At 64.0% G+C, this 22,689-nt stretch carries 23 protein-coding genes; 9 read left to right on the top strand and 14 right to left on the bottom strand.

Features of this window, described 5'->3' with window-relative positions; translation table 11 throughout:
• The first annotated feature begins 98 nt into the window (after window positions 1-98).
• The 3 genes from NKJ40_RS13965 (at window position 99) to NKJ40_RS13975 (ending at window position 3,708) form a co-directional block, all read left to right on the top strand.
• Entirely contained in the window at window positions 99-1,931 is a 1,833-nt protein-coding gene (locus NKJ40_RS13965; protein ID WP_352466514.1) for a DEAD/DEAH box helicase, read from the top strand.
• A 329-nt stretch (window positions 1,932-2,260) separates the two neighbouring features.
• Window positions 2,261-2,974, top strand: a complete 714-nt coding sequence (locus tag NKJ40_RS13970) for a DUF805 domain-containing protein (protein ID WP_352466515.1) — start codon at window positions 2,261-2,263, stop codon at window positions 2,972-2,974.
• 71 nt (window positions 2,975-3,045) lie between these two features.
• The gene (locus tag NKJ40_RS13975) at window positions 3,046-3,708 is read left to right on the top strand and encodes a DUF805 domain-containing protein (RefSeq protein WP_352466516.1); all 663 of its coding nucleotides are present in this window, start codon (window positions 3,046-3,048) and stop codon (window positions 3,706-3,708) included.
• Here NKJ40_RS13975 and NKJ40_RS13980 read toward each other — a convergent pair.
• From NKJ40_RS13980 to leuD, 7 genes are all read right to left on the bottom strand, one after another.
• Window positions 3,698-3,850: an N-acetyltransferase gene (locus NKJ40_RS13980; RefSeq protein ID WP_352466517.1), complete on the bottom strand. Its 153-nt coding sequence runs from the start codon at window positions 3,848-3,850 to the stop codon at window positions 3,698-3,700. The two genes, NKJ40_RS13975 and NKJ40_RS13980, sit on opposite strands and share 11 nt — an antisense overlap.
• Entirely contained in the window at window positions 3,820-4,191 is a 372-nt protein-coding gene (locus NKJ40_RS13985) for a GNAT family N-acetyltransferase (protein WP_352466518.1), read from the bottom strand. Before NKJ40_RS13985 ends, NKJ40_RS13980 begins: the two co-directional genes overlap by 31 nt.
• 4 nt (window positions 4,192-4,195) lie before the next feature.
• The gene (gene leuB, locus NKJ40_RS13990) at window positions 4,196-5,299 is read right to left on the bottom strand and encodes a 3-isopropylmalate dehydrogenase (protein ID WP_352466519.1); all 1,104 of its coding nucleotides are present in this window, start codon (window positions 5,297-5,299) and stop codon (window positions 4,196-4,198) included.
• Window positions 5,300-5,435: 136 nt separating this feature from the next.
• Window positions 5,436-5,786, bottom strand: a complete 351-nt coding sequence (locus NKJ40_RS13995; RefSeq protein ID WP_352466611.1) for a VOC family protein — start codon at window positions 5,784-5,786, stop codon at window positions 5,436-5,438.
• Window positions 5,787-5,837: 51 nt separating this feature from the next.
• Window positions 5,838-6,221 (bottom strand): RidA family protein, encoded by a 384-nt coding sequence (locus NKJ40_RS14000; RefSeq protein ID WP_352466520.1) that lies wholly within the window; start codon window positions 6,219-6,221, stop codon window positions 5,838-5,840.
• Between the two features lie 124 nt (window positions 6,222-6,345).
• Window positions 6,346-7,275: an Ivy family c-type lysozyme inhibitor gene (locus NKJ40_RS14005; RefSeq protein WP_352466521.1), complete on the bottom strand. Its 930-nt coding sequence runs from the start codon at window positions 7,273-7,275 to the stop codon at window positions 6,346-6,348.
• A 60-nt stretch (window positions 7,276-7,335) separates the two neighbouring features.
• On the bottom strand, window positions 7,336-7,941 hold the full coding sequence (gene leuD / locus NKJ40_RS14010) for a 3-isopropylmalate dehydratase small subunit (protein ID WP_292663076.1): 606 nt from the start codon (window positions 7,939-7,941) through the stop codon (window positions 7,336-7,338).
• Between the two features lie 167 nt (window positions 7,942-8,108).
• On the opposite strand from leuD, the gene NKJ40_RS14015 reads away from it, so the two are divergent.
• A complete protein-coding gene (locus NKJ40_RS14015) occupies window positions 8,109-8,534 on the top strand; it encodes a GNAT family N-acetyltransferase (RefSeq protein ID WP_352466522.1) in 426 nt (141 codons plus the stop codon).
• Window positions 8,535-8,640: 106 nt separating this feature from the next.
• Here the strand turns inward: NKJ40_RS14015 and NKJ40_RS14020 are convergent, their stop codons facing one another.
• From NKJ40_RS14020 to NKJ40_RS14040, 5 genes are all read right to left on the bottom strand, one after another.
• Window positions 8,641-9,036, bottom strand: coding sequence for a hypothetical protein (locus tag NKJ40_RS14020; protein WP_352466523.1), 396 nt, complete (start codon window positions 9,034-9,036; stop codon window positions 8,641-8,643).
• 213 nt (window positions 9,037-9,249) lie between these two features.
• Window positions 9,250-10,416: an NAD(P)/FAD-dependent oxidoreductase gene (locus tag NKJ40_RS14025; protein ID WP_352466524.1), complete on the bottom strand. Its 1,167-nt coding sequence runs from the start codon at window positions 10,414-10,416 to the stop codon at window positions 9,250-9,252.
• 30 nt (window positions 10,417-10,446) lie between these two features.
• Window positions 10,447-12,018: an ATP-binding protein gene (locus NKJ40_RS14030; protein WP_352466525.1), complete on the bottom strand. Its 1,572-nt coding sequence runs from the start codon at window positions 12,016-12,018 to the stop codon at window positions 10,447-10,449.
• A complete protein-coding gene (locus tag NKJ40_RS14035) occupies window positions 12,006-12,698 on the bottom strand; it encodes a response regulator (protein ID WP_352466526.1) in 693 nt (230 codons plus the stop codon). The genes NKJ40_RS14030 and NKJ40_RS14035 overlap by 13 nt, the downstream gene beginning before the upstream one ends.
• 4 nt (window positions 12,699-12,702) lie before the next feature.
• Window positions 12,703-14,259 (bottom strand): DUF4153 domain-containing protein, encoded by a 1,557-nt coding sequence (locus tag NKJ40_RS14040; RefSeq protein WP_352466527.1) that lies wholly within the window; start codon window positions 14,257-14,259, stop codon window positions 12,703-12,705.
• 278 nt (window positions 14,260-14,537) lie between these two features.
• Between NKJ40_RS14040 and NKJ40_RS14045 the strand changes: the two genes are divergently transcribed.
• The gene (locus NKJ40_RS14045) at window positions 14,538-15,419 is read left to right on the top strand and encodes an HpcH/HpaI aldolase/citrate lyase family protein (RefSeq protein WP_352466528.1); all 882 of its coding nucleotides are present in this window, start codon (window positions 14,538-14,540) and stop codon (window positions 15,417-15,419) included.
• Window positions 15,420-15,446: 27 nt separating this feature from the next.
• On the top strand, window positions 15,447-15,653 hold the full coding sequence (locus NKJ40_RS14050; RefSeq protein ID WP_352466529.1) for a DUF1737 domain-containing protein: 207 nt from the start codon (window positions 15,447-15,449) through the stop codon (window positions 15,651-15,653).
• Between the two features lie 250 nt (window positions 15,654-15,903).
• On the opposite strand, the gene NKJ40_RS14055 is transcribed toward NKJ40_RS14050, so the two are convergent.
• The gene (locus tag NKJ40_RS14055; RefSeq protein WP_023721935.1) at window positions 15,904-16,326 is read right to left on the bottom strand and encodes a metallopeptidase family protein; all 423 of its coding nucleotides are present in this window, start codon (window positions 16,324-16,326) and stop codon (window positions 15,904-15,906) included.
• A gap of 183 nt (window positions 16,327-16,509) precedes the next feature.
• Between NKJ40_RS14055 and NKJ40_RS14060 the strand changes: the two genes are divergently transcribed.
• The 3 genes from NKJ40_RS14060 to NKJ40_RS14070 are packed head-to-tail and all read left to right on the top strand — an operon-like array spanning window position 16,510 to window position 22,308.
• Window positions 16,510-17,583 (top strand): ImuA family protein, encoded by a 1,074-nt coding sequence (locus NKJ40_RS14060; RefSeq protein WP_352466530.1) that lies wholly within the window; start codon window positions 16,510-16,512, stop codon window positions 17,581-17,583.
• Complete coding sequence (locus NKJ40_RS14065) at window positions 17,525-19,003, top strand: DUF6504 family protein (protein WP_352466531.1); 1,479 nt, start codon at window positions 17,525-17,527, stop codon at window positions 19,001-19,003. The genes NKJ40_RS14060 and NKJ40_RS14065 overlap by 59 nt, the downstream gene beginning before the upstream one ends.
• The gene (locus NKJ40_RS14070; RefSeq protein WP_352466532.1) at window positions 19,000-22,308 is read left to right on the top strand and encodes an error-prone DNA polymerase; all 3,309 of its coding nucleotides are present in this window, start codon (window positions 19,000-19,002) and stop codon (window positions 22,306-22,308) included. The genes NKJ40_RS14065 and NKJ40_RS14070 overlap by 4 nt, the downstream gene beginning before the upstream one ends.
• A gap of 89 nt (window positions 22,309-22,397) precedes the next feature.
• On the opposite strand, the gene NKJ40_RS14075 is transcribed toward NKJ40_RS14070, so the two are convergent.
• Window positions 22,398-22,637 (bottom strand): Trm112 family protein, encoded by a 240-nt coding sequence (locus NKJ40_RS14075; protein WP_292665009.1) that lies wholly within the window; start codon window positions 22,635-22,637, stop codon window positions 22,398-22,400.
• Between the last annotated feature and the right edge of the window lie 52 nt (window positions 22,638-22,689).

A 22,689-nucleotide genomic window follows, 5' to 3' on the forward strand; every position in this document is an offset into this window, starting at 1 on the left:
ACGAACGAGCATCGTCTGGCTCGTGGCGCCCGTCCGTGGCGTTTGCCGACATTTGACCCGTCGCCGGGTATTCAGAATCCGAATTTCGAAAGAGTAAGATGTCCAATTTCGAAGCTATTGTTCCCGCGCTGGCAAAGGCGCTGGAAAAACGCGGCTATGTCGAGCTGACGCCGGTGCAGAAGGCGGTTCTCGAGCTTGGCCAGGCCGATGCGCTGGTTTCGGCCCAGACCGGCTCCGGCAAGACCGTCGCTTTCGGCCTGGCGTTGGCGCCGACCCTCCTCGATGGCGCGGAGCGCTTTTCCCATGCCGCGGCACCTTTGGCACTGGCCGTGGCGCCGACGCGGGAGCTGGCCCTGCAGGTAACGCGCGAGCTGGAATGGCTCTATGAGCTGACCGGGGCAGCGATAGCGTCCTGCGTCGGCGGCATGGACATGCGCACCGAACGACGCGCGCTGGAGCGCGGCGCCCATATCGTCGTCGGCACGCCCGGCCGCCTGCGCGACCACATCACCCGCAACTCGCTCGACATGTCTGAACTCAAGGCAGTCGTGCTCGACGAGGCCGATGAGATGCTCGATCTCGGCTTTCGCGAGGACCTGGAATTCATCCTCGACGCAGCACCCGCCGATCGCCGCACGCTGATGTTTTCCGCGACCGTGCCGCGCTCCATCGCCACGCTGGCCAAGGGTTATCAGCGCGACGCCGTGCGCATCTCGGCCTCGGGTGAGGAGAAGCAGCATCTCGACATCGAATACCGGGCGCTGAGCGTTGCCCAGGCGGACCGCGAAAACGCCATCATCAACGTGCTGCGCTTTTACGAAGCCAAGAACGCGCTGGTGTTTTGCAACACGCGCGCCGCCGTCAACCATTTGACGGCGCGCTTCAACAACCGCAACTTTTCCGTCGTGGCGCTGTCCGGCGAGCTTAGCCAGAACGAGCGCAGCCATGCACTGCAGGCGATGCGCGACGGCCGCGCCAAGGTCTGCATCGCCACCGACGTCGCGGCACGCGGCATCGACCTGCCCAATCTCGAGCTGGTGATCCATGCCGACCTGCCGACCAACCCGGAGACGCTCCTGCACCGAAGCGGGCGAACCGGGCGGGCGGGCCGCAAGGGCGTCAGCGCGCTGATCGTGCCCAATAATGCCCGCAAGCGCACCGAGCGGCTGCTGCAAAGTGCCGGCCTTGCGGCAACCTGGGCGAGCCCGCCGTCGGCCGACGACGTGATACGGCGCGACGACGAGCGCATTCTCGCTGATCCGGTCTTCAGCGAGCCTATGAAGGATGAGGAGCGCGGCTTCGTCCAGGCGCTTCTCGATCAGCACGGACCAGAACAGGTCGCCGCCGCCTTCGTGCGGATGTGCCGCTCCAGCCGCTCGGCGCCAGAGGACCTTCTCGAGGTGGCGCCGTTCACGCCGTCGGGCGAAAAATTTGCGCGCCGGGACGAGGCGCCGAGCCGCCGCGACGATTTCGGCGACAGCGTCTGGTTCTCGCTGTCGGTCGGACGCCGGCAGAATGCCGAACCGCGCTGGCTGATCCCGATGCTGTGCCGGACAGGCGGCATCTCCAAGCGCGAGATCGGCGCCATCAAAATGCAGCCGGAAGAAACCTTCGTGCAGATCGCGGCGGACTGGGCCGAGCGTTTCTTCGCGGCGATCGGCCCCGACCGCAAGCTGCAGGGCAACATTGCGGTCAGGCGGCTGGACGGCACGCCGGATCTGTCGCGGGCCGGCTATCAGGAACCACGGCCCGACAAGAAGCCGCACCGCGGCAAGCGCACCTTCGATCAAAACGCGCCCAAATTCGAGAAGCGCGCACCGGCCGACCAGCGCCCGGCATTCGAGGCAAAGCCCTGGGCCGGGAAACCGGCCAAGCCGAGGTTCGAAGGCGGACCGGCGAAACACAAGAAATCGAAGAAACGGCCGGGTTGAGCCTCTCACCGGATCCAGGGGTGCGCGGATCCCCTCACGGCTATGCCACCAATTGCAGAAGTCGGCGCCGCCCCTCATCGCCCTGCCGGGCACTTCTCCCCGTATAGAGACGGGGAGAAGGAGCCGGCCGCGACGCCGCGCCCTCCGTGCAACGCTGGTGATTGGCGAAACCCGAAGCGAGAGCACCCTCTCCCCGTCACCATACGGGGAGAGGATGCCGGCAGGCAGGTGAGGGGCAGCGCCAACCTCAGCCCTCCTCTTTGTGCATGCCCCTTGCGGTCCGGCACAACTTTGAACAGTGTGGATCCGCGCCAACACGGGGGCGAGGCATGCGCGGCGAAGTTCTTCATTACGACGAAGACCAGGGTTTCGGTTTCATCACCGGAGCCGACGGCAACCGCTACACTTTGGCGCGCGAAGATTTGCGCCGCGAAGCATCGGTTGCCGGAGGCACGACTGTCGAATTCCAGCCGGCTGGCGGACGGGCCCGCGATGTTTTTTTGATCCGCGCCCAACCTGCCAGTGCGCCCGCCGACGCCTCCGCTGCAACCGCCGCGCCGTCTCAGGCCGGCAATGCGCCAGCGGCAGGTCAGCCGCAACATTTCGGCCGTTCCGCTGAACAAAGTCCGGCCGAATCCGCCGGGCTGTGGAACTATTTCCGGCTGGGTCTGACCGAGAATTACTTCAACTTCGCCGGCCGTGCCCGCCGCAAGGAATATTGGGGCTATTGCCTGTTCTGGACGATTGCGCTGATCGTGGTCATAGGGCTCGGCGTCTTCATCGACGACGCCATGGGCAATCTCGACAACAGTGAATTGCCGGCAGTGACGGTCGGCCTCTGCGGCCTCTTCCTGCTGGCGACAGCCCTGCCGTGGTTCGGGCTCAACGTGCGTCGCCTGCACGATATCGGCCTGACCGGCTGGCTCTTCCTGCTTTTCCTGATCCCGACCTTCGGCGGCCTGATCATCCTGATCTTTGCGCTGATCCCGACCCAGTCGCGCGAAAACCAATGGGGTCCGGTGCCGGCGGGTGTCGGGGCTTAACTTTAACGCGCATCTTGCAATTGTATGCAACTTTAAATAGCATAGCTGCGACGCAATCCAGGGGGCAGGCAATGCGCGGCGCAGTGTTTCACTACGACGAGGATCAGGACTACGGCTACATCAACGGAGCGGACGGCAAGCGCTATATCTTCGCGCGTGAGGATGTGAGCCAGGGAGTGTCGCTTGCTAGGGGCGCGCTTGTCGAGTTCCGAGCGGACGACAGGACGGCGCACGATATCGTCGCCATAACGGCAGCAGCGAGCGATACCTCGCCGTCACGCGCGGCACAACCGCAACGGCCTGGCCGTTCCGCCGAAAATCAGCCGGCCCAATCCATGGGCTTATGGGCCTATTTCCGGCGCGCGCTAGTCGACGACTATCGCAATTTCACCGGCCGCGCCCGCCGCAAGGAGTTCTGGGGGTTCTATATCTGCTCGATCGTCGTGCTCGTCGCGCTGTCCGGATTCGGCATTCTCCTCAACCTGGCGATAAGCGGTTTCGGTGACGGCCCAAGGACGTCGATCGGCTACCTTCCTGCTTTGTTTTTCGTACTGGCAATGATGCTGCCGTTAATCGCGCTTATCGTGCGCCGTCTGCACGACATTGGGCTAACCGGATGGCTTGCCTTGCTTTGCTTCACTCCGGCTGGCGTGACCTTTCTCATCCTCGGATTGGTTCCGTCTCAATTTGGCGAAAATCGCTGGGGCGCGATGCCGGCGGGCGTCACGGTTTAGCGATCGCCTTCAGCGCCTCGCCGGACAGCCTGAGAAACACCTTCTGGCCGTGGCGCTCCGCGCCGAGTCCGTCGTAGAAGCGCAGCGCACCCTCGTTCCAGTCCTCGGTGGTCAGGTCGATGCGGCCGATGCCTTCGCGCATGCAATCATGCAATTGCCGGCGAGGAATGCCATCAGCGCTCGACCGACACCGCCATTGCGGGCATTATCGCGCACGAACAGGTCCTTGAGGAACAGCAGCCGCTCGAGATCGATGCCGGGATGCGCGATCGCAACCGAGGCTAACCCGCAAACTTCGCCATCGACGAAGGCCAGCGCAAAATGCGGATAGGCCGGGCTTTCGTCGCCAAGCCATTTCTGCGCCGCCGACAAAGCCTGGCTGGCGTCGAGTGGCGGCTGCCGGTAATGCACCGCCATTTCGCAGAGCATGGTGGCGAGTGCCGCGGCATCCCCGGTCGTGGCCCAGCGGACGTCGACCGCCACAGGATCAGCCCAGGAACTTGGCGATGATCACGTCGCCCATCTCAGCGGTGCCGACCTCCGTCATCCCCGGTGAATGAATATCCCTGGTGCGCAAGCCCTGATCGAGAATGGCGGCGATCGCGCCTTCCAGCCGGTCGGCCTGTTCAACCATGCCGAAGGAATAGCGCATGCACATGGCGAAGGAGGCGATCATGGCGATCGGATTGGCGATGCCCTTGCCGGCGATGTCGGGCGCCGAGCCGTGCACCGGCTCGTAGAGCGCCTTGCGCTTTTTTGTCTTCGCATCCGGCGCACCGAGCGAGGCCGACGGCAGCATGCCGATCGAGCCGGTCAGCATGGCGGCGATGTCGGACAGCATGTCGCCGAACAGATTGTCGGTGACGATGACGTCGAACTGCTTCGGCCAGCGCACCAGCTGCATGCCGCCGGCATCGGCCAACATGTGATCGAGCTTGACGTCGGCATACCTGGCCTTGTGCGTCTGGGTGACGACCTCGTTCCACAGCACGCCTGATTTCATCACATTGCGCTTTTCCATCGAGGTGACGTGGTTCTTGCGCGTGCGCGCCAATTCGAAGGCAACGCCCGAAATGCGCTCGATCTCGAACGTATCGTAAACTTGGGTGTCGATGCCGCGCTTCTGACCGTTGCCGAGATCGATGATCTGCTTCGGCTCGCCGAAATAGACGCCGCCGGTGAGCTCGCGCACGATGAGGATATCGAGCCCCTCGACCACCTCCTGCTTGAGCGAGGAGGACGCCGCCAGCGCGGGATAGCAGATGGCGGGTCGAAGATTAGCGAACAGTTCCATGTCCTTGCGCAGCCGCAGCAACCCGGCTTCCGGGCGCACCTCGTAAGGCACGGCATCCCATTTCGGTCCGCCGACGGCGCCGAACAACACCGCGTCCGCGGCCATTGCCTTGGCCATGTCGGCATCGGAAATCGCCGCGCCATGTGCGTCGTAAGCGCAACCGCCGACAAGGCCCTCATCGGTGACGAAATCGCTGCCGAGCTTGTCGTTCATGGCGGCGATCAGCTTCTTCACCTCGGCCATCGCCTCGGGGCCGATGCCGTCGCCGGCAAGCAAGAGAAGATTTTTCGAAGCCATGAGAACCGTCCTGATTGTGTCGTGAGCCGCGGCCTTGCTAAACGCCAAGCGGCCGGCGCGCAAGCCTGCGGTTCAGAGCATCGGACCCAAAAGTGGAAACCGGTTTTGGGACAATCCGATGCTCAAGCCAAAACGCCTACAGATGCGAGAGGATATTGACCAGCGTGCCGAACGGATCGCGTACGAAGAAGCGCCGCACGCCCCAGGGTTCGTCCGCCGGACCGTATTCGATGGCAAAGCCGGCCGTCCTCATGCTTTCAAGCGCGGCATCGACGTCGTCGACCTCGATCGACAGGTCAGGCACCGGCGTTCCTGATCCCCCTTCGGCCATGAAACTGACCTGCACGGACATCGTCTCTTGCGAGCCATAGGTAGCGATCCAGCCCATATCCATCTTGAGATGGAGACCGAGCACATCCTGATAGAAGGGTTTTGCCGCCGCGATGTCCTGCGTGTCTATGTTTGCAACGATGCGTCTGACCTTCACCATGGGCCGATCCTCGTTCTAACCGTGTCGTTGTCGCAACCGTGACAGGCATCAGGCTGTGCGCCGCAGCGCCGTCACCTCGATCTCGATCTTCATTTCCGGCTTGTTGAGCTGGCACACGATCATCGTTGCTGCCGGCCTGATCTCGCCAAATGCCTCGCCGAGGATCGGGAACACCACGTCCACGAAAGCCGCATCGGTGATATAGTAATGTGCCCGCACCACGTCAGCCATTTCGAAGCCGCCATCTCGCAACGCCTTGGTGATCGTCGCCAGGCAATTGCGCGTTTGTGCCTCGACGGTCTCCGGCATCGACATGGTCGCATAATCGTAGCCGGTCGTTCCGGACACGAAACACCAGTCGCCCTGCACCACGGCGCGCGAATAGCCGGCGGTCTTCTCGAAGGGCGAACCGGTGGAGATCAGTTTTCGCATGGTGTCCTCCTTTTTTCAGCGTGGGCCGTTTGGTGAAAGCGGCGGTGACGGCCGATCTCCCCCCAAGTGGGGGAGATGTCCGGCAGGACAGAGGGGGGCGCGAAGGATCGCGGCAGAACGATTTCTAATTCGGCGACCCCAGCGCCTTGTCCAGCGCTTCCTTGATCTCGGCCGGCCATGTACTCACCGCTGGCCACGCGTCCGGCTCGGGCTTGTCGCCGCGGCGGGCGAAATAGAGCTTGTGCTTGACCGGGTCGGCCGCCATGAAGCCGTCATTGCCGCCGCAATCATGCGGCACGCAGCCGCTGGCAAAAAAGGCGCCCGAAGCGGTCTTCTCAGTACCGCCGCCGACCAGCAGGCTGGTCGCCATGTCGGGCATGTCCTTGCCGAGCAGCGTCTCGGCTAGCCTGTAGACCGCTTCATTGTGAAAGGCGTCGATGATGTTGTCGTATTTCGACGGATCGACGTCTTTCCAGTCGGTGCCCGGCTCCGGCATGTAGGTCAGATTGCCGGACGTCGTCAGTCCGGCCGTCGGCGACCATTGCAGCGCCGGCTTGGAATCGCCCGGCAGCAGATAGGGCACGAAATAGATCGCGCTGTCGGAGATCGCAGCCGGCGGTGCGCCGCATTCATCCTGCTCGACCGTGGTCGTCTGGATCGCGCCGCCTTCCGGCTTCCACACGATCACCTTGGCCGGACCGCACTGGTTGCCGCCGTCGCCGACATCGACCAGCGCCACCTTGACGCCGCCGACCTCGACGATCTTGTCGAAGAAGACGTCGTAATTGCGCGCCAGTTCCTCGCCGTCGAAGGCGAGCACCCGTTCCCCGTACTCTTCCTCCTGGGTGATGGTCAGTTGGCCGCCCTCGAACGGGATCGGCGCCTGTTTGTCATCGTCGGCTAGGGCCGCATTGCTCAACGCGCCCTGGTCGGCGGCCGTGCCGGGCGCATCGTCAGCCGGCACGAGCACCGTGTCGGTCTGTGCATGCGCGCCAGCCATCGTCATCAGAATCCACGCCAGCGCGCAGGCGCCGGCAAGAAGCGAACGTGTCATGACTGTCCCTCCGTTCAGCCTCCACGAACCCGGCCTGTCGCGGCCGGGTCATCGTACCGCTCAGGCCCAGGGCCGCAGCTCGGCGTTCTTCTTCTCGAACGAAGCGATGGCGCCGGCCTTCTCCATGGTCAGGCCGATATCGTCGAGGCCGTTCAAGAGGCAGTGGCGCTTGAACTCGTCGAGGTCGAACTTGACGACGCCGCCGTCCGGCCCGCGGATTTCCTTGGCCTCGAGATCGACCGACAGCGTCGCGTTGGAACCACGCGACGCGTCGTCCATCAGCTTCTCCAGGTCTTCCGGGCTGACGGTGATCGGCAAGATGCCGTTCTTGAAGCAGTTGTTGTAGAAAATGTCGGCGAACGAGGTCGAGATGACGCAGCGGATGCCGAAATCGAGCAGCGCCCACGGCGCGTGTTCCCGGCTCGAACCGCAGCCGAAATTGTCGCCGGCGACCAGGATCTGCGCCTTGCGGTAGGCTGGCTTGTTGAGCACGAAGTCCGGGTTTTCCGAACCGTCGTCCTTGTAGCGCATTTCGGCGAACAAGCCGGTGCCGAGCCCGGTGCGCTTGATCGTCTTGAGATAATCCTTGGGGATGATCATGTCGGTGTCGACATTGACGATCGGCATCGGCGCGGCGACACCGGTGAGCTTGGTGAATTTTTCCATGGTTCTTGCCCGTCTTCTTCTCGTTGCGGGGAATTGCTGGCGCCCGGTTTACACAATGCCGCGGGCAAATAAAAGACGGCTGTTTTTGGACTTCCGTCGTCGATCGAAACACAAGATCGGTACAAAACAGCTTCAAAATCACCGGCCCATGGTGCACTTTTATCGACATGACAACGCGATCCAAGGTCCTCTACGCCAGCGAACCGGGCCTCGGCACCGCCGAGTTCCGCCGCGTGCTGGTGGAATCCGGCCTCGGCGCCAACCGCCCCGTCGATGACGACACTCGATTGAAGGCGATGTTGTCAGCGGCCAATTTGGTGCTCACCGCGCGTCTCGACACAGAAGGCAAGCCGCTGGTCGGCGTTGCCCGCGGTGTCACCGATTTCTCGTGGGTCTGTTACGTTTCCGAGCTCGCCGTTTGCAAAGCGGCGCAAGGGCTCGGCATCGGCAAGGGCCTTCTCGATGAAGCGCGGCGACAACTCGGGCCGTCCGTCGCCATCAGCCTGATCTCCATGCCCGACGCGGTCGGCTTCTACGAACGGATCGGCATGGAGCGCGTGTCCGACGCGTTCTGGTTCGGCCGCAAGCGCTGACGCGTTGCCTTGCCAGCTAGTGGTCGAAATCTGACGCTTGGTTCCGGGGGCGTAAGCCCGCTCAGGGTGGAAAGCGGACGCTACCATGTACTTTTTGGCAAAGCGCTCAGTGCGCGCGTGACGCAAGGTGAATTTCAAGCGGCTTTGAGATGAGGCCTTTATCAACGATGGCTTCAAGCGTCTGCTTCGTCAGACTGATATCGTCATATTGCTGCGGAACCGACAAAATTAACCCTCCCTCTTCGGGCGTGGCATAAAACACTACATAGCCATTCGCCTCACCGGCGAGAGGGAAGGCGATAGTATTGATTTCAGTATCCATTACTCGCTTGCCAAAAAAATAATTGGCACGATTATTCTGCTGACGTAATTCAAACTCCTGATACTGGAGAACAGAGTATATACGTTTGTTCTCCGGTGACTCAGGGTCGTTGCTGCATCCAGAGAATGGGACAATTGCGAACATCAACACTGAAAGGGCCTTCCAACTAGTGGAGATCATGTCAAATTCCTGCTTTCCATGGCTCTTTAAGTATCTGCCCTAGATGTCCGAAATGGGCCGGCAGCGGTATTCCGTTTCGGGTACCAGGCGTCAGGTTTTGACCGCTAGCGGTGCGGACTTTTGATGTCGGCGGGACAGCACCCCCTCTGTCCTGCCGGACAGAGGGGGGTGGGCGGGAACTCGACAGAGCGGCTTATTCTGCGCGGCCTTCCCTCAAATCACGTTCAATTCCCGAAACGCCCGCCCTTCGGCGACCCGGCTGTACCCAAAGGCAGAGCAATCGACCGTGCGGTAGCCGCCATGCACGATCAGTTCGGCCAGCGCTTTGCCGACCGCCGGCGCCTGCTGCAAGCCGTGACCGGAAAAACCGTTGGCGAAGAGGAAATTACCGACCTCGGGGTGCGGGCCGATCACCGCGTTCTGGTCGAGCGTATTGTAGTCGTAATGGCCGACCCAGGCGCGCGTCGGCTTGATCGCCTCGAAAGCCGGAATGCGGGTCGCCAGCACCGGCCAGATCACCTCTTCGAACAGCGGCCAATCGGGCTCGAAGTCGGCGGGGTCGGCTGGTCCCTCACCCTCTTCCGGCTCGGCGCCGCCGGTGATGTAGACCGAGCCCTCCGGCCGGACATAGATGCCGCTCGGGTCGACCAGCAGCGGCATGTCGTCATATTTTTCGCGCGCCTCGAAGACGAAGACGTTGCGCTTGCGCGGCTCCACCGGCAGCGCCAGCCCGACCATTGCTGCCACCTTGCCGGCATTCGGCCCGGCGGCGTTGACGACGGTGCCGGCCTCTAGCCGCTCGCCATTGTCGAGGACTACACCAGTGACGCGGCCGCCCAGCCGCTCGATACCCGTCACCGACGCCGTGATGAAGTCGATGTTCTTCGTCCGCAGTGCCTTGCGAAACAGCATCAGCATCGCATGCGCGTCGAACCAGCCTTCGCCGCTGCGGCCATAGGCGCCGGCGGAAATGCCCTCGACCGACAGCCACGGAAAGCGGCGGACGAGCGCCCCGGCATCCTCGAGCACGATGTCGGCACCCTCGGCCATCTGCGCCTCGTGGTTGGCCCGCAGGATCGGCAGCCCGTTCTCGCCGGCAAGGATGAGATAGCCGCCTTCGCGAAAGCCGATATCGGCGTCCGCGCCAAACTCTTCCCTGAGCCGCCGGAACAGTTTCAGCGTGAACTGCGACAGCCGGATGTTTTCCGGGATCGAGAACTGCTGGCGGATGGAGGCGCAGGACAGCGTGGTCGCGGCGCGGGAAAATTGCGGGTCGCGCTCGACAAGCGCGATCGAGCCCGAAAACCCCTCCTCGCGCAGATAATAGGCGATCGAGGAGCCGACGATGGCTCCGCCGATGATGACGATGTCGTAATGCACCTTTTCGCCCTTCCGATCTGAACCGCCGAGTCACGCCGTCGGCAGGATGATCTCGAAGCGCGTGCCGCTCGCCGAGTCAACCAGCCGGATCGTGCCATCATGCGCTTTCAGGAGGGCCAGCACGATGCCGAGGCCCATGCCGGTGCCGCCGGAATCGCGGCGCGTGGTGAAGAACGGCTCGAAGATGCGGCCTCGGTTGCTGGGCGAAATGCCAGCGCCGTCATCGTCCACCACAATGGTGGCCTTGCCGTCCGCTTTTGCTGCCGTGACCGAAACCAGCGTCGCGCCGTGCCGCGCCGAATTGTCGATAAGGTTGGCCAGCACGATCGCGGCGTTTTCAGCCGATATGCGCAGCCCGATCTCGGCGCCCGCCTCGAGGCGTACCGCCAGCCTGTGGTCGGCCGGCAGCAGCGCCAGTGCCGCACCAAGCGACGTCTTTTCGCCGCTGGGCTCGAGATTTTCGGCGCGCGCCAGGTCGAGCAGGCGGCGCACCAGCAGATTGAGCCGGCCGGCATCGGTGACGATATTGTCCGAGAAACGCCGCCGCTCGGCCTCGTCCATCGCGCTGCCCGAATCGCGCAGCAGTTCGGCCGCACCCTGGATCGCCGTCAGCGGCGATTTGAGCTCGTGCGAGACGTGGGTGGCAAAGGTCTGGATGCCATCGGAGCGTGCGTGCAGCTTTTCGGCCATATCGAGGAAAGCAGCGGAGAGCGCCGCCATTTCGCGCGTGCCGTGGTGATCGAGCGGCCTGATCGCCGCGCGGTCGCCGGCGGCGATGCGTTTCGTGCGTTCCATCAGCGCATAGATCGGCCGGCTGACGGTGCGCAGGAAGACCAGCCCGATCAGCAGCGTGCCACCGAGGATGGCGATTGCCGCCAGCGCCACCTTGCCGCGCTCGCCATAGAGATGCTTGACGATGTTGTTCGGCGTCCGCGACAGATAGACCACACCGGCGACCTTGCCTTCGACGGCAACCGGCATGGCGACAAAGACGCGAACTTTGGTGCCGCGGCTGACCGAATAGAGCGGCGGCGACGGCTGGTCGGGAACCCGCAGCCTGAGCGCGCTGGCGTAGCGGCCGGCAAGCGCTGCGCGAACCTCGTCGACAGCCGCGAGCGACAGGCCGGCCTCCTCACGGCCGGCGATGACCACGCCTCTGGGGTCGAGCAGCCGGAAGCCGGCTAGCGTGGTCTTCTGCGTCTCGGCAAGTATGCCCGACAGCCGCGCGCCGATTGCTGCGAAGGCAGGATCGACGCTGGCCGCCGTAGCTGCGGGCCGGGTCGGCAGGATCCTGTCGGATGCAAGATCGAGGCGCGGTTCGATCGGCTGGTAGGGAGAAGCCCGATCCCTTGTACTGGGTGGAGGCATGGGTGTGCCGAGCTTTTCCGGGGCAAGGCCGGCCTCACGGACCTCTTGCGCGTAGATCGCGGCAAGGGCGGCACCTTGTGCGATCAGCTCGGCCTCGGTCTGGCGGATCAGCTGGTTCTCGTAGAGCCGGAAGAAGAACAGGCCGGCCAGCGGCAGTGCCATCACCATGATCAGGATGGCAATGACGACCGTGGCAAGCCGTGGCCGCCATTTCTGCGCGGTCACGCGCCGCATTTACCCAGCCGGAAGCCGACGCCGTGCACGGTCTCGATTGCATCAAGGCAGCCGACCGCCGCCAGTTTGGCGCGGATGTTGCGGATATGGCTGTCGACGGTGCGGTCTGCGACATGGATGTTGGCGGCATAGGCATTGGCCATCACCATGTCGCGGCCAAGCACATGCGCCGGCCTTGCCAGAAATCCTTGCAGGATCGCGAATTCGATCGAGGTCAGAACCAGTGGCTTGCCGTCGAAGCTGGCTGTATGGCTTGCCGGAACCAGCAACAGTCTGCCATGCGAGAATTGCCGGTCGTCGGCTGGTTTCGGCGCGGGGCGGGCGCGCCGCAGGATGACGTTGACGCGGGCGACCAGCTCGCGCGGGCTGAATGGCTTGGTGACATAATCGTCGCCGCCCATTTCCAGCCCGAGGATGCGGTCGATCTCTTCATCCCGCGCGGACAGGAACAGCACCGGCACGTCGGATGTGTGGCGCAGCCGCCGGCACACTTCCAGCCCGTCCATTTCCGGCATGCCGATGTCGAGCACGACAAGATCGGGAGCACGGCGTTCGATCGCCTGCAAGGCAGCCGCGCCGTTCGGCACCGCCAGCGTTTTCATGCCGGCCTTTTCGAGCGCGAAGCAGATGATTTCGCGAATGTGCGGATCGTCGTCGGCGACCAGTATGTGGTGCGGCATCAAATCAGCGGCCCGGCATGAAGGGTTCGGACATCGGAGGAACCACGAACGGGCCACGCCTGTCGAGGGCGCGGTTGAGCCGCCAGTCACGAAAGCTCCAGCCGCGCCAGGTTTCCTGGCCGGCGCGGAAGCGTGCTTCGTCCTGTGCATACCAGCCGGCGAGTTCGCGGATGGAGGCATCCTCCGCGGAAACCGTGCTGCTCTGGTGCTGGACGAAGCGATCGAGCGCCGGCAAGGCGCCGGGCCCGAGCGAGCGCAGGTACCAGACGTCGAGCTGGGTGCCTTGGCCGGTCATTTCGAGGGAATGGTCGACATTGTAGTTGGCGATCAGCGCGGCAAAGTTGATGAACGAGCAGGCATAGAGCGTCGCCGATAGCGTCAGAAGATTGGCGGAAAGCAGCCATTCGTTGGACTTTTCGCGCGCGATGCGGGCTATGATCAGGACGAGGCCCGCCGCCACCAGCCCCATCCAGACGAAGGCGGCGAGACGCCAATAGGTCAGCGCATAGATGCCGACATAGAGATCGAGCCGCAGGATCGACGAGATGACCAGGACGATGTTCTGCGCCACCCAGACATAGACCAGGCGGCGGATGAGCGGATCGCCGGACGTCGCACTTCCCGGCCTCAGCGCCGCCAGCACGAAGCCGGCGGCCAGCAGCGCCGTGACGATCAGCGGGTAGGCGCCGCGATGCGCGTAGGCGGCATAGGTCAGCCCGTCGGGAAGCGCGATGCCGCCCCACAGATAGGTGGCGTCGAGTGCGCTCTGAACCGCGAACAGGATGTTAAAGACGACGAGCGCGCGCAGAATGGCGGCCTTGCCGAAGATGATGTCCTCGATTGCCGTGGTGGTCTTTGTGATTGGCTTCGCCGGTGCGCTGGCAGGCGTTCCCAACCGCGGAATGCGGCGGAGAAAGCGCGGCAGGCGCGGGCGCAGAAAGGCCCAGACGCTGGCAAGCACGAACAGCCAGAAGGCGAGGCGTGGCAGCTGGATGAGGTCGCGCAGTGCCATCAGGTCGATCAGCGAGAACCAATATTCGATGACCGGATTGGCGGCGCCGAACAAGGCGAGAAATACCGCGCCGAGGCTCAGCGGCATGACCCAGACGGCGATCGCCGCAAGGCGCACGCGCCGCCGGCCAAGCCGCAGCGCCGCCGTGCGCCAGCGGAAGAAATCCAGGACGAGCCGAAATGGCGTTGCAAGCAGGAACAGCGAGAGTTGGCCGGCAATGCGGGCAAGGCCGCGCCGCAGCCGTCCGGCCAGTGAAAGCGCGAAGATGGCCGTCGCCGCCAGCGCGATCGAGACGGACAGTACGCTGACATTTTCCACAAGCGGCAGCAGCGCCATAAACAGCGCAACCAGCTTGAACCAGAACCTGCCATCGTTGAAGATGCCGAGAGGATGGAGAGCCATGCTCGCCGCGGCAATCGCAACGCCGAACAGGAAAAGTGTGATGCCGGCCGGTTGGCCATAGAAGAAGAAATCAGCCAACGCGACGAGCAGGACGGCAACGCCGAAGCGGCTGCAATAGCTCGGCGCCGCCGAGAGGAATACTGTCATGATCGGGCTTTCTCGGCAGCTTTGATGCGGCCGGTGGGCAGGGATTTGCGGACGAAAGGGAGGAGGTTTGCCGAAGTCCGGGGCGGATCGACGAGCCACCAGCTTTCGCGGCGAAGCCGGTACGGCAGGGACCAACGGGAGTTCGTTTGCTCTTGCATGCCGCCCCTGTCCCATTCTGTCGGGTGGCAAGCGGGGCGGAGACGAGGAGATTTTCCGAAATTGCGTGCAGTTTTTATGCACGGCTTGCCTCGGCCGGTTGCAGGCGGCATAGATCGGAGATGACTGCCGAACCCTCCCGCCCGCGCCGCTCGGTGCTTTACGTCCCGGCTTCGAACGACAAGGCACTGGCCAAAATCCCGTCGCTGGCCTGCGATGCCGTCGTCATCGATCTCGAGGACGCCGTCGCCCCGGCCGACAAGCCTTCCGCGCGCGAAAAGCTGGCGGCGATTTTCGCCGGTCGTTCCGATCGCCGCTGCGAGATGGTCGTGCGCATCAACGCGCTGTCGAGCGAATGGGGCGCCGACGATCTGCTGGCCGCGGCAAGATGCACGCCCGACGCCATCCTGCTGCCGAAGGTCGACACGCCGCGCGACATCCTCGAGGCCGGCGACGTACTCGACGACAATTTTATCGCCGACGAGGTCAAGCTGTGGGCGATGCTCGAGACGCCCAAGGCGCTGCTCAACATCGGGCCGATCGCCGAGCTCGCCCGCGACCCGGCCTCTCGACTGGTTTGTTTCGTTGCCGGAACGAACGACCTGGTCAAGGAAACGGGCATTCTCGCCACGCCCGATCGGCGCTATCTCGTGCCGTGGCTGATGCAGATGGTGCTCGCGGCGCGTGCCGGCAGCCTCGACCTGCTCGACGGCGTCTTCAATGATTTTCGCCATATGGACGGCTTTGCGCGCGAGTGCACGGAAGCGGCCGCCATGGGTTTTGACGGCAAGTCGCTGATCCATCCAGCCCAGATCGAGGCCGCGAACCGCGCCTTTGAGCCGTCGCCCGAAGCAATAGCCGAGGCGCGCGCCGTCAAGGAAGCCTTCGCGCTCGCCGAAAATGCCGGCAAGGCGGTGATCGCGCTGAACGGCAAGATGGTCGAGCGGCTGCATCTGGCACAGGCCGAAAAACTGCTGGCGAAGGCCGCCGCTGTTCGCGCATGATTATCGTAACTGACGACAGGATTGAAAATGAAACTCTACCGCTTTTTGTCCGGCCCGGACGACGCCAGCTTCTGCCACAAGGTGACGGCGGCGCTCAACAAGGGCTGGCATCTGTTCGGCTCGCCGATCTATGCCTATGACAAGAAAGCCAAGACCATGCGCTGCGGCCAGGCGGTGGTGAAGGACGTCGAGGGCCAGGAATACGGCCCCGACACCAAACTCAGCGACTGGTAGCGCTGACATCGCTTTGGGTGCCCGCGAATGCGGGACACTTCTGGACGCTGGCGGGACAGCGCCCCCCTCTGTCCTGCCGGACATCTCCCCACACGGGGGGAGATCGGCCGTCATCCCAGGCTTTCGCCAATCTCCAAGGTTGCAGGACCGAACGAAGCGTTAAAGCTGCCAATCTCCCCCCTCGTGGGGGAGATGTCCGGCAGGACAGAGGGGAGCGCGAAGGAACGCTGCGGTCTCCAGTCAAACGACGTCACTCCGCTGCCTCTTCGATCTTCTCCATATCGTCGTCCGACAGGCCGAAATGGTGGCCGATCTCGTGGATGAGCACGTGGGTGACGATGTCGCCCAGCGTTTCCTCGTTCTCGGCCCAATAGTCGAGGATGGCGCGGCGGTAGAGCGTGATGCGGTTCGGGCCTTCGCCGGTCTGCGGATTCCAGCGCTCGGCGATGCCGCGCCCCTCGAACAGGCCGAGCAGGTCGAAGGGCGTTTCCAGCGAAAGGTCGTCCATGATCTCGTCGGTCGGGAATTCGGCGATCTGAATGACGATCTCGCCGGTCAGCTTGCGAAACTCCTCCGGCAGATGGGCATAGGCCTCCAGCGCCAGGAGCTCGATTTCCTCCATCGTTGGCGAAAGCTGGTCGTGCCAGATGCGTGTTTGGTAGATGCGAGCCATGCTTTATCCTTTGATCCCGGCATATAGGCTTTCAGGCCGGACTCGGCAAATAGCCGGGCTGGAGCGCCCGTGCCATGCCCCACTACAGGAATAAATTCCCCGTGACTCCGCTTGACTCTTCGGGCGGCCTCTGGAATCTATAGGGAACATAACAGGAACAATTGTGAGTGGAAGCTGACCGTCATGGCGACAAGCGCCGTGGCGCGGGAGACTGTTTTTGCCCTGCGCCGCCAGATCGCGAAGATCGAAGGGACCTTGCCCGAGCGCCTGGAGGCGCCGGCCGGTTCGTCGTTTGACGCGGATGTCCCTCGTCAGAGTCTGACACCCTCTCGGCATCCGACACCCGCTCGGAATCTGACGATTGTCCGGCGCGGTCTTGCCGTGGCGCCGCCCGATGCGTTTTTGCGCACCGGCGCCGAGCGCCTCGATGCTGCGCTGAGCGGCGGCCTGCCGAAGGCGGCGCTGAGCGAGTTTCATGGCGCCGCGACCCGCGATGCCGGGGCCGTCGCCGGTTTTGCCTTGTCGCTCGTCAGCCTGATCCTCAGCCAGGGGCCGCGACTGCCGGTGCTGTGGATCGGCACATCCGAGGTTTTCCGCGAGGCCGGCTTTCCCTATGCCAGGGGGCTTCACGCCTTTTTCGGCATCGAGCCGGAGCAATTGCTGTTTTCCGAGGCACCAAGGCTGCTCGATGCGCTGTGGGTCGCCGAGGAGGCTGCCAGGATGACGGCGCTGGCCGCCGTCATCCTCGAAATTCGTGGCAGCCCGCAGCGGCGGGACCGCACCGCGACGCGGCGGCTGCACGCCCGGGCACAGAGTGCCGGCCGGCCGCTGTTCCTGCTGCGCCAGGCCGGCGAGCCCGAGCCGACGGCAGCGCCCGTCCGCCTCATCCTGTCGGCGGCACCGGCGGCAACACGTAAGACACTTGCCGGGCCGCTCGCCGGCTCGATCGGCTGGCCCGCCTTCACCGTCACCATCGGCAAGAGCCGCACGGCCTTGCCCGGAAAATTCACACTGGAGTGGAACCCCGATGAACGCATATTCGAAGAAAGACGGGGCGAGCAAGGAAGGTCTCAGGAATGGGCCCCAGAACGGCCAAAGAATCCTGTCCCTGTGGTTTCCGCATCTCGCCGCCGAGAGGACCCTGCGGCAGCGTCTGGGGCGGTCCTGGCGTTCCCGGCCGTCGGATCACCTGCCGCTGGTGATCAGCCATCGCCAAGGGAACACCCAGCGCATCGCCGCCCTCGACGAACGGGCTGAGGCACTTAATCTGAAGCGCGGTATGGGCATAGCCGATGCGCGCGCCATGCATCCCTCGATCGACATCGTGGAGGCCGATCCGGAGGCCGACCGGCGCCTTCTCGAAGGCCTCGCCGACTGGTGCGACCGCTATACCCCGCTGGTGGCGCTCGACGGGACCGACGGCCTCTATCTCGACGTCACCGGCTGCACCCATCTTTTCGGCGGCGAACGCTCGATGCTGGACGATATCCTGTCGCGTTTTTTCCATCAGGGCTTCGATGTCCGCGCCGGGCTTGCCGCCACGCCTGGTGCTGCCTGGGCGGCGGCGCGGTTTGCCGGCGACCGCATCGTGCCCGATGGCGAGGAGGAAGCGCTTCTCGCACCCTTGCCGCTTGCGGCGCTGCGCATCGGCCCGGAGGTCCGCGCCAGCCTCGAAAGCGTCGGCCTGCGCACGGCGGGCGCCGTCATGGCGGCACCGCGCGCGCCGCTGGCCCGCCGCTTCGGCGCATCGCTGCTCTTGCGCCTCGACCAGGCGCTTGGCCGCCTCGAGGAGGCCGTGTCGCCGCGCCTGCCGGTGGCACCGCTTTCGGTCGAGCGTCACCTTGCCGAACCGATCATGCTGACCGAGGACATCGAGCGGCTGACAGGCATGCTGGCGACCACCTTGAAGAGCGACCTCGAGCGTCGCGGCGAGGGCGCAAGGCGGCTGGCGCTGCTGCTTTTCCGCGTCGATGGCGGCGTCAGCCGCATCGCCGTCGGCACCTCGCGGCCTCTGCGCGAGCCGCGGCTGATCCAGAAATTGTTCCACGAAAGGCTTGCCGCGCTCGAACAGGATATCGACGCCGGCTATGGCTTCGATCTCGTGCGCCTTTCGGTGCTGACCGCCGCCGCCTTCGACATGCAGCAGGCAGACCTTGCCGGCGAGACGAGCGACGACGGTGCTGATATCGCGCTTTTTGCCGACCGCATTCGCGCCCGGCTCGGCGAAGGCGCGGTCTTGAAGCCGGTCGCCGTCGAGAGCCATTTGCCGGAGCGCGCCGTCGCCACCCTTCCCTTCACGGAGGCGCCGCAGAGAAGCTCGCCGCCGAAGCAGCCCGACAAGGCGAAGGACGCTCCCACGACCGTCTTCCAGCCGGAACGGCCGATCCGGCTTTTCCGTTCGCCCGAGCCGATCGAGGTGCCGGCCACCGAAATGCCGGAAGGCCCGCCTTTGAACTTCCGCTGGCGGCGCGCGCTCTACCGGGTCGCGCGCGCCGAAGGGCCGGAGCGCATCGCGCCGGAATGGTGGCGAGAGGCGGCGGGACGAGAAGATGCCCCGACCCGGGATTATTTCCGCATCGAGGATGCCGACGGCCGCCGTTACTGGCTCTATCGCCAGGGCCTTTACGGCGCCTCGCAGCCTTCGCCGCGCTGGTTCATGCATGGGGTCTTCGCATGAATGCGCTGACGGCCATCCCCTATGCCGAATTCGGCATCCAGTCGAACTTCTCGTTCCTGCGCGGTGCCTCGAAACCGGAGGAGCTGGTGGTCGCGGCAAAATTCCTAGGGTTTTCGGCGATCGGGCTCGCCGACCGCAACACGGTGGCGGGCGTGGTGCGCGCCTGGCAGCAGGCCAAAGTGGAGGGTGTTTCCTATCATCCCGGCTGCCGCCTGGTTTTTTGCGACGGCACGCCGGACATCCTCGCCTACCCGCAGGCCCGCAAGGGCTGGGGGCATCTCTGCCGCATGCTGACACAGGCCAATTTGCGTGACGAAAACGAAAAAGGGGCGACGCTCCTCAAACAGAGCGATCTTCTCGAATGGGGCGATCTCCTGTCGCTGGCCATCCTGCCGGATCTATCGGCGGACGCGGAAACCAGCCTCGCACTGCTTAGCCGGCTGAAGGATCGTTTCGGTGAAAACCTGCGGCTTGCGGTTTCGCCGGATTACCGCGGCAACGACCGCTTCCGTATCGAGCAGGCCGCGGCGATGGCGGAGCTGGCCGGCATCCCGCTGATGGCGACCAACGATGTTCTCTACCATACGTCGGAACGGCGCCCGCTGCAGGACGTGCTGACGGCGATCCACCTCAATGTGCCCGTCGCCGAGGTGGGGCTGGAACTGGCGGCCAATGCCGAGCGCCACTTAAAGCTGCCGCTGGAGATGGCACGGCTTTTCCGCAGGCATCCGCAAGCGCTGGCGGAAACGCTGCGTTTTGCCGGCGAGCTGACCTTCTCGCTCAGTGACCTGCAATACAACTATCCCGATGAGCCGACGGAATCGGGCCTCGGGCCGCAGGCCGAACTGGAAAGGCTGGCCAAGGAGGGAGCCGTCATCCGCTACCCCTCGGGCGTGCCGGCTTTTGTAACGCAGCGCATCGAGGAGGAGCTCGCTCTGATCGAACGCCTGAACTACGCGCGCTATTTCCTGACCGTCTACGACATTGTCAAATTCGCCCGCAGCCAGAACATTCTCTGCCAGGGGCGCGGCTCTGCCGCCAACTCGATCGTCTGCTTCTGCATCGGCATCACCGAAGTCGGCCCGGACAAGATCGACACGCTTTTCGAGCGCTTCATTTCCGAGGAAAGAAACGAGCCGCCCGACATCGACGTCGATTTCGAGCATGAAAAGCGCGAGGAGGTCATCCAGTACATCTATTCCAAATACAGCACCAAGCGCACCGCGCTGGCCGCCGCCGTCGTCAGCTACCGAGGCCGCTCGGCGATGCGCGAAGTGGCCAAGGCGATGGGCCTGTCGGACGACGTCCGGAGCGCACTGTCCAGCTCGATCTGGGGCTGGTCAACCTCGGAGCTCGGCGAAAAGGAGACAAAGGCCGGCGGCCTCGATCAGACCGATCCATCGACAAGGCATGTGATCGAATGCGCCAACGAGATCATGGGCTTTCCCCGTCATTTGTCGCAACATGTCGGCGGTTTCGTCATCACCAGGGACCGACTCGACGAGATCGTGCCCATCGTCAAGACGGCGATGGACGAGCGCAAGATGGTCGAGTGGGACAAGGACGACCTCGACGCGGTGAAAATCCTTAAAGTGGACGTGCTGGCGCTCGGCATGCTGACCTGCCTGCAGCGCGCCTTCACCCTGCTCCAGGATCATTATCCGGAGGCGCGGGACGCGTATGGCCGGCCTTATGTGCTGGCCACTCTGCCGGCCGAGGACAAACATGTCTACGACATGATCTGCCGCGCCGACACGATCGGCGTCTTCCAGATCGAATCCCGCGCGCAGATGTCGATGCTGCCGCGGCTGCGGCCGAAAAGCTTTTACGACCTCGTCATCGAGGTGGCGATCGTGCGGCCCGGCCCGATCCAGGGCGACATGGTCCACCCCTATCTGCGCCGCCGGCAAGGCAAGGAAAAACCCGAATATCCCAAGCCGGAACTGGAAAAAATACTCGGCAGGACGCTGGGCGTGCCGTTGTTCCAGGAGCAGGCGATGAAGATCGCCATCGTCGCCGGCGGCTTCAGGCCGGGCGAGGCCGATGAACTGCGCCGCGCCATGGCGACATTCAAGCGCACTGGCACCATCGGCAATTATCGCAAGAGAATGGTCGACGGCATGGTCGCCAAGGGCTACGAAAAAGACTTCGCCGAACGCTGCTTCAAGCAGATCGAGGGTTTTGGCGAGTATGGCTTTCCCGAAAGCCACGCCGCCTCCTTCGCCCTGCTGGTCTATGCCTCCTGCTGGTTCAAGACCTTCTATCCCGACGTGTTCTGCGCCGCGATCCTGAATTCCCAGCCGATGGGATTTTACCAGCCGGCCCAGCTTGTCCGCGACGCGCATGACCACGGCGTCGAGATCCGCGAGGTCGACGTCAATTTTTCCGGCTGGGATTGCGCCTTGGAGCAATCGCCTTTCGATCCGGATCGTATCCTTGATCGCCATGCCCAGATGCGCGGCGTCATCCGGACCAGCCATGCCGTCCGGCTTGGCTTTCGCCAGGTCAAGGGCCTGTCGAAGGAGCGCATGGAAGCGTTTGTGTCGAGGCGCGGCGCCGGCTATGCATCCGTACGCGACGTCTGGCTGCGCTCGGGCCTCAACGTCGACGAGATCGAGAAACTGGCGCAGGCCGATGCTTTCCGCTCGCTTGGATTGAACCGTCGCGACGCTCTGTGGGCGGTCCGCGCGCTCGACGGCAAGAGTGCCGCCGAAAAGCTGCCGCTGTTCGACCAGCCGGCGATCCGCTTGCGCGATCTCGAGCCAGAAACCAGGCTCCCGACAATGCCGCTCGGCGAGCACGTCGTCCACGATTACCGCTCGCTCGGCCTGTCGCTGAAGGCGCACCCGGTCGCCTTCCTGCGTCAAAGGCTCGATCGGTCCGGCGTTACGCCCAATGCGCGCCTCGGCCAGGTGCGGGACGGCCGGCGCGTTTCGGTCGCCGGCCTCGTGCTGGTGCGGCAGCGGCCGGGCAATGGCAAGGCGATTTTCCTGACGCTGGAAGACGAGAATGCGGTCGCCAACATCATTTTCTGGGAAAGGACTTTCGACCGCTTCCGCCCCATCGTCATGGGCGCGCGTCTCATCCGCGTCACCGGCAAGCTGCAATCGGAATCGGACGTCATCCATATCGTCGCCGAGAAGGTCGAGGATCTGACGCCGTGGCTGTCGGTGCTGCTGGAAGAGGCAAGACCTGCGGACGAGCCTTCGAGCAGTGCGAACGAGGTTCCGCCGGGCAGCATCGCGCAAACGGAACTATTGGGAAAGGCAGAGAAGGTCATGCCCAAGGGGCGCAATTTTCAATAGGCCTCATCCTTCGTCAGAGCGCTGCTGCGGTGCTGAACTTTGATGCCGGCGGGACAGAGGGGGGTGCGAAAGATCGCTACAGACCGGCCTTATCCCGAGCCACCCAGGCGCGGCGGCGGTGGCATGGCATCATCTATGGCGATGACACGCGCCTCCGAGGGCAGCATGATCGGAATGCCGTCCCGCACCGGATAGGCAAGCTTTGCCACCCGCGAGATAAGCTCGCCGCGCTCCGGATCCCAGGCAAGCGGCCCCTTGGTCAGCGGGCAGGCCAGCAGTTCCAGCAGCTTGGGATCGACAGTCCTGTTCCCGTCACGTCCATCCGCCATTCGATCCATCCTTCCACAAGGCAATCGGTTAAGGTTTCGAGCGCGGACGTCC

The organism is Mesorhizobium sp. M0119 (assembly GCF_040322615.1).
Taxonomy (GTDB): Bacteria; Pseudomonadota; Alphaproteobacteria; order Rhizobiales; family Rhizobiaceae; genus Mesorhizobium.

Excerpts from the sequence above, each read along its gene's own strand:
- NKJ40_RS13965 (WP_352466514.1), top strand. The coding sequence starts at position 99 with ATGTCCAATTTCGAAGCTATTGTTCCCGCGCTGGCAAAGGCGCTGGAA.
- NKJ40_RS13970 (WP_352466515.1), top strand. The coding sequence starts at position 2,261 with ATGCGCGGCGAAGTTCTTCATTACGACGAAGACCAGGGTTTCGGTTTC.
- NKJ40_RS13975 (WP_352466516.1), top strand. The coding sequence starts at position 3,046 with ATGCGCGGCGCAGTGTTTCACTACGACGAGGATCAGGACTACGGCTAC.
- NKJ40_RS13980 (WP_352466517.1), bottom strand. The coding sequence starts at position 3,850 with ATGCGCGAAGGCATCGGCCGCATCGACCTGACCACCGAGGACTGGAAC.
- leuB (WP_352466519.1), bottom strand. The coding sequence starts at position 5,299 with ATGGCTTCGAAAAATCTTCTCTTGCTTGCCGGCGACGGCATCGGCCCC.
- NKJ40_RS14000 (WP_352466520.1), bottom strand. The coding sequence starts at position 6,221 with ATGCGAAAACTGATCTCCACCGGTTCGCCCTTCGAGAAGACCGCCGGC.
- NKJ40_RS14005 (WP_352466521.1), bottom strand. The coding sequence starts at position 7,275 with ATGACACGTTCGCTTCTTGCCGGCGCCTGCGCGCTGGCGTGGATTCTG.
- leuD (WP_292663076.1), bottom strand. The coding sequence starts at position 7,941 with ATGGAAAAATTCACCAAGCTCACCGGTGTCGCCGCGCCGATGCCGATC.
- NKJ40_RS14015 (WP_352466522.1), top strand. The coding sequence starts at position 8,109 with ATGACAACGCGATCCAAGGTCCTCTACGCCAGCGAACCGGGCCTCGGC.
- NKJ40_RS14020 (WP_352466523.1), bottom strand. The coding sequence starts at position 9,036 with ATGATCTCCACTAGTTGGAAGGCCCTTTCAGTGTTGATGTTCGCAATT.
- NKJ40_RS14030 (WP_352466525.1), bottom strand. The coding sequence starts at position 12,018 with ATGCGGCGCGTGACCGCGCAGAAATGGCGGCCACGGCTTGCCACGGTC.
- NKJ40_RS14035 (WP_352466526.1), bottom strand. The coding sequence starts at position 12,698 with ATGCCGCACCACATACTGGTCGCCGACGACGATCCGCACATTCGCGAA.
- NKJ40_RS14040 (WP_352466527.1), bottom strand. The coding sequence starts at position 14,259 with ATGACAGTATTCCTCTCGGCGGCGCCGAGCTATTGCAGCCGCTTCGGC.
- NKJ40_RS14045 (WP_352466528.1), top strand. The coding sequence starts at position 14,538 with ATGACTGCCGAACCCTCCCGCCCGCGCCGCTCGGTGCTTTACGTCCCG.
- NKJ40_RS14050 (WP_352466529.1), top strand. The coding sequence starts at position 15,447 with ATGAAACTCTACCGCTTTTTGTCCGGCCCGGACGACGCCAGCTTCTGC.
- NKJ40_RS14055 (WP_023721935.1), bottom strand. The coding sequence starts at position 16,326 with ATGGCTCGCATCTACCAAACACGCATCTGGCACGACCAGCTTTCGCCA.
- NKJ40_RS14060 (WP_352466530.1), top strand. The coding sequence starts at position 16,510 with ATGGCGACAAGCGCCGTGGCGCGGGAGACTGTTTTTGCCCTGCGCCGC.
- NKJ40_RS14070 (WP_352466532.1), top strand. The coding sequence starts at position 19,000 with ATGAATGCGCTGACGGCCATCCCCTATGCCGAATTCGGCATCCAGTCG.
- NKJ40_RS14075 (WP_292665009.1), bottom strand. The coding sequence starts at position 22,637 with ATGGCGGATGGACGTGACGGGAACAGGACTGTCGATCCCAAGCTGCTG.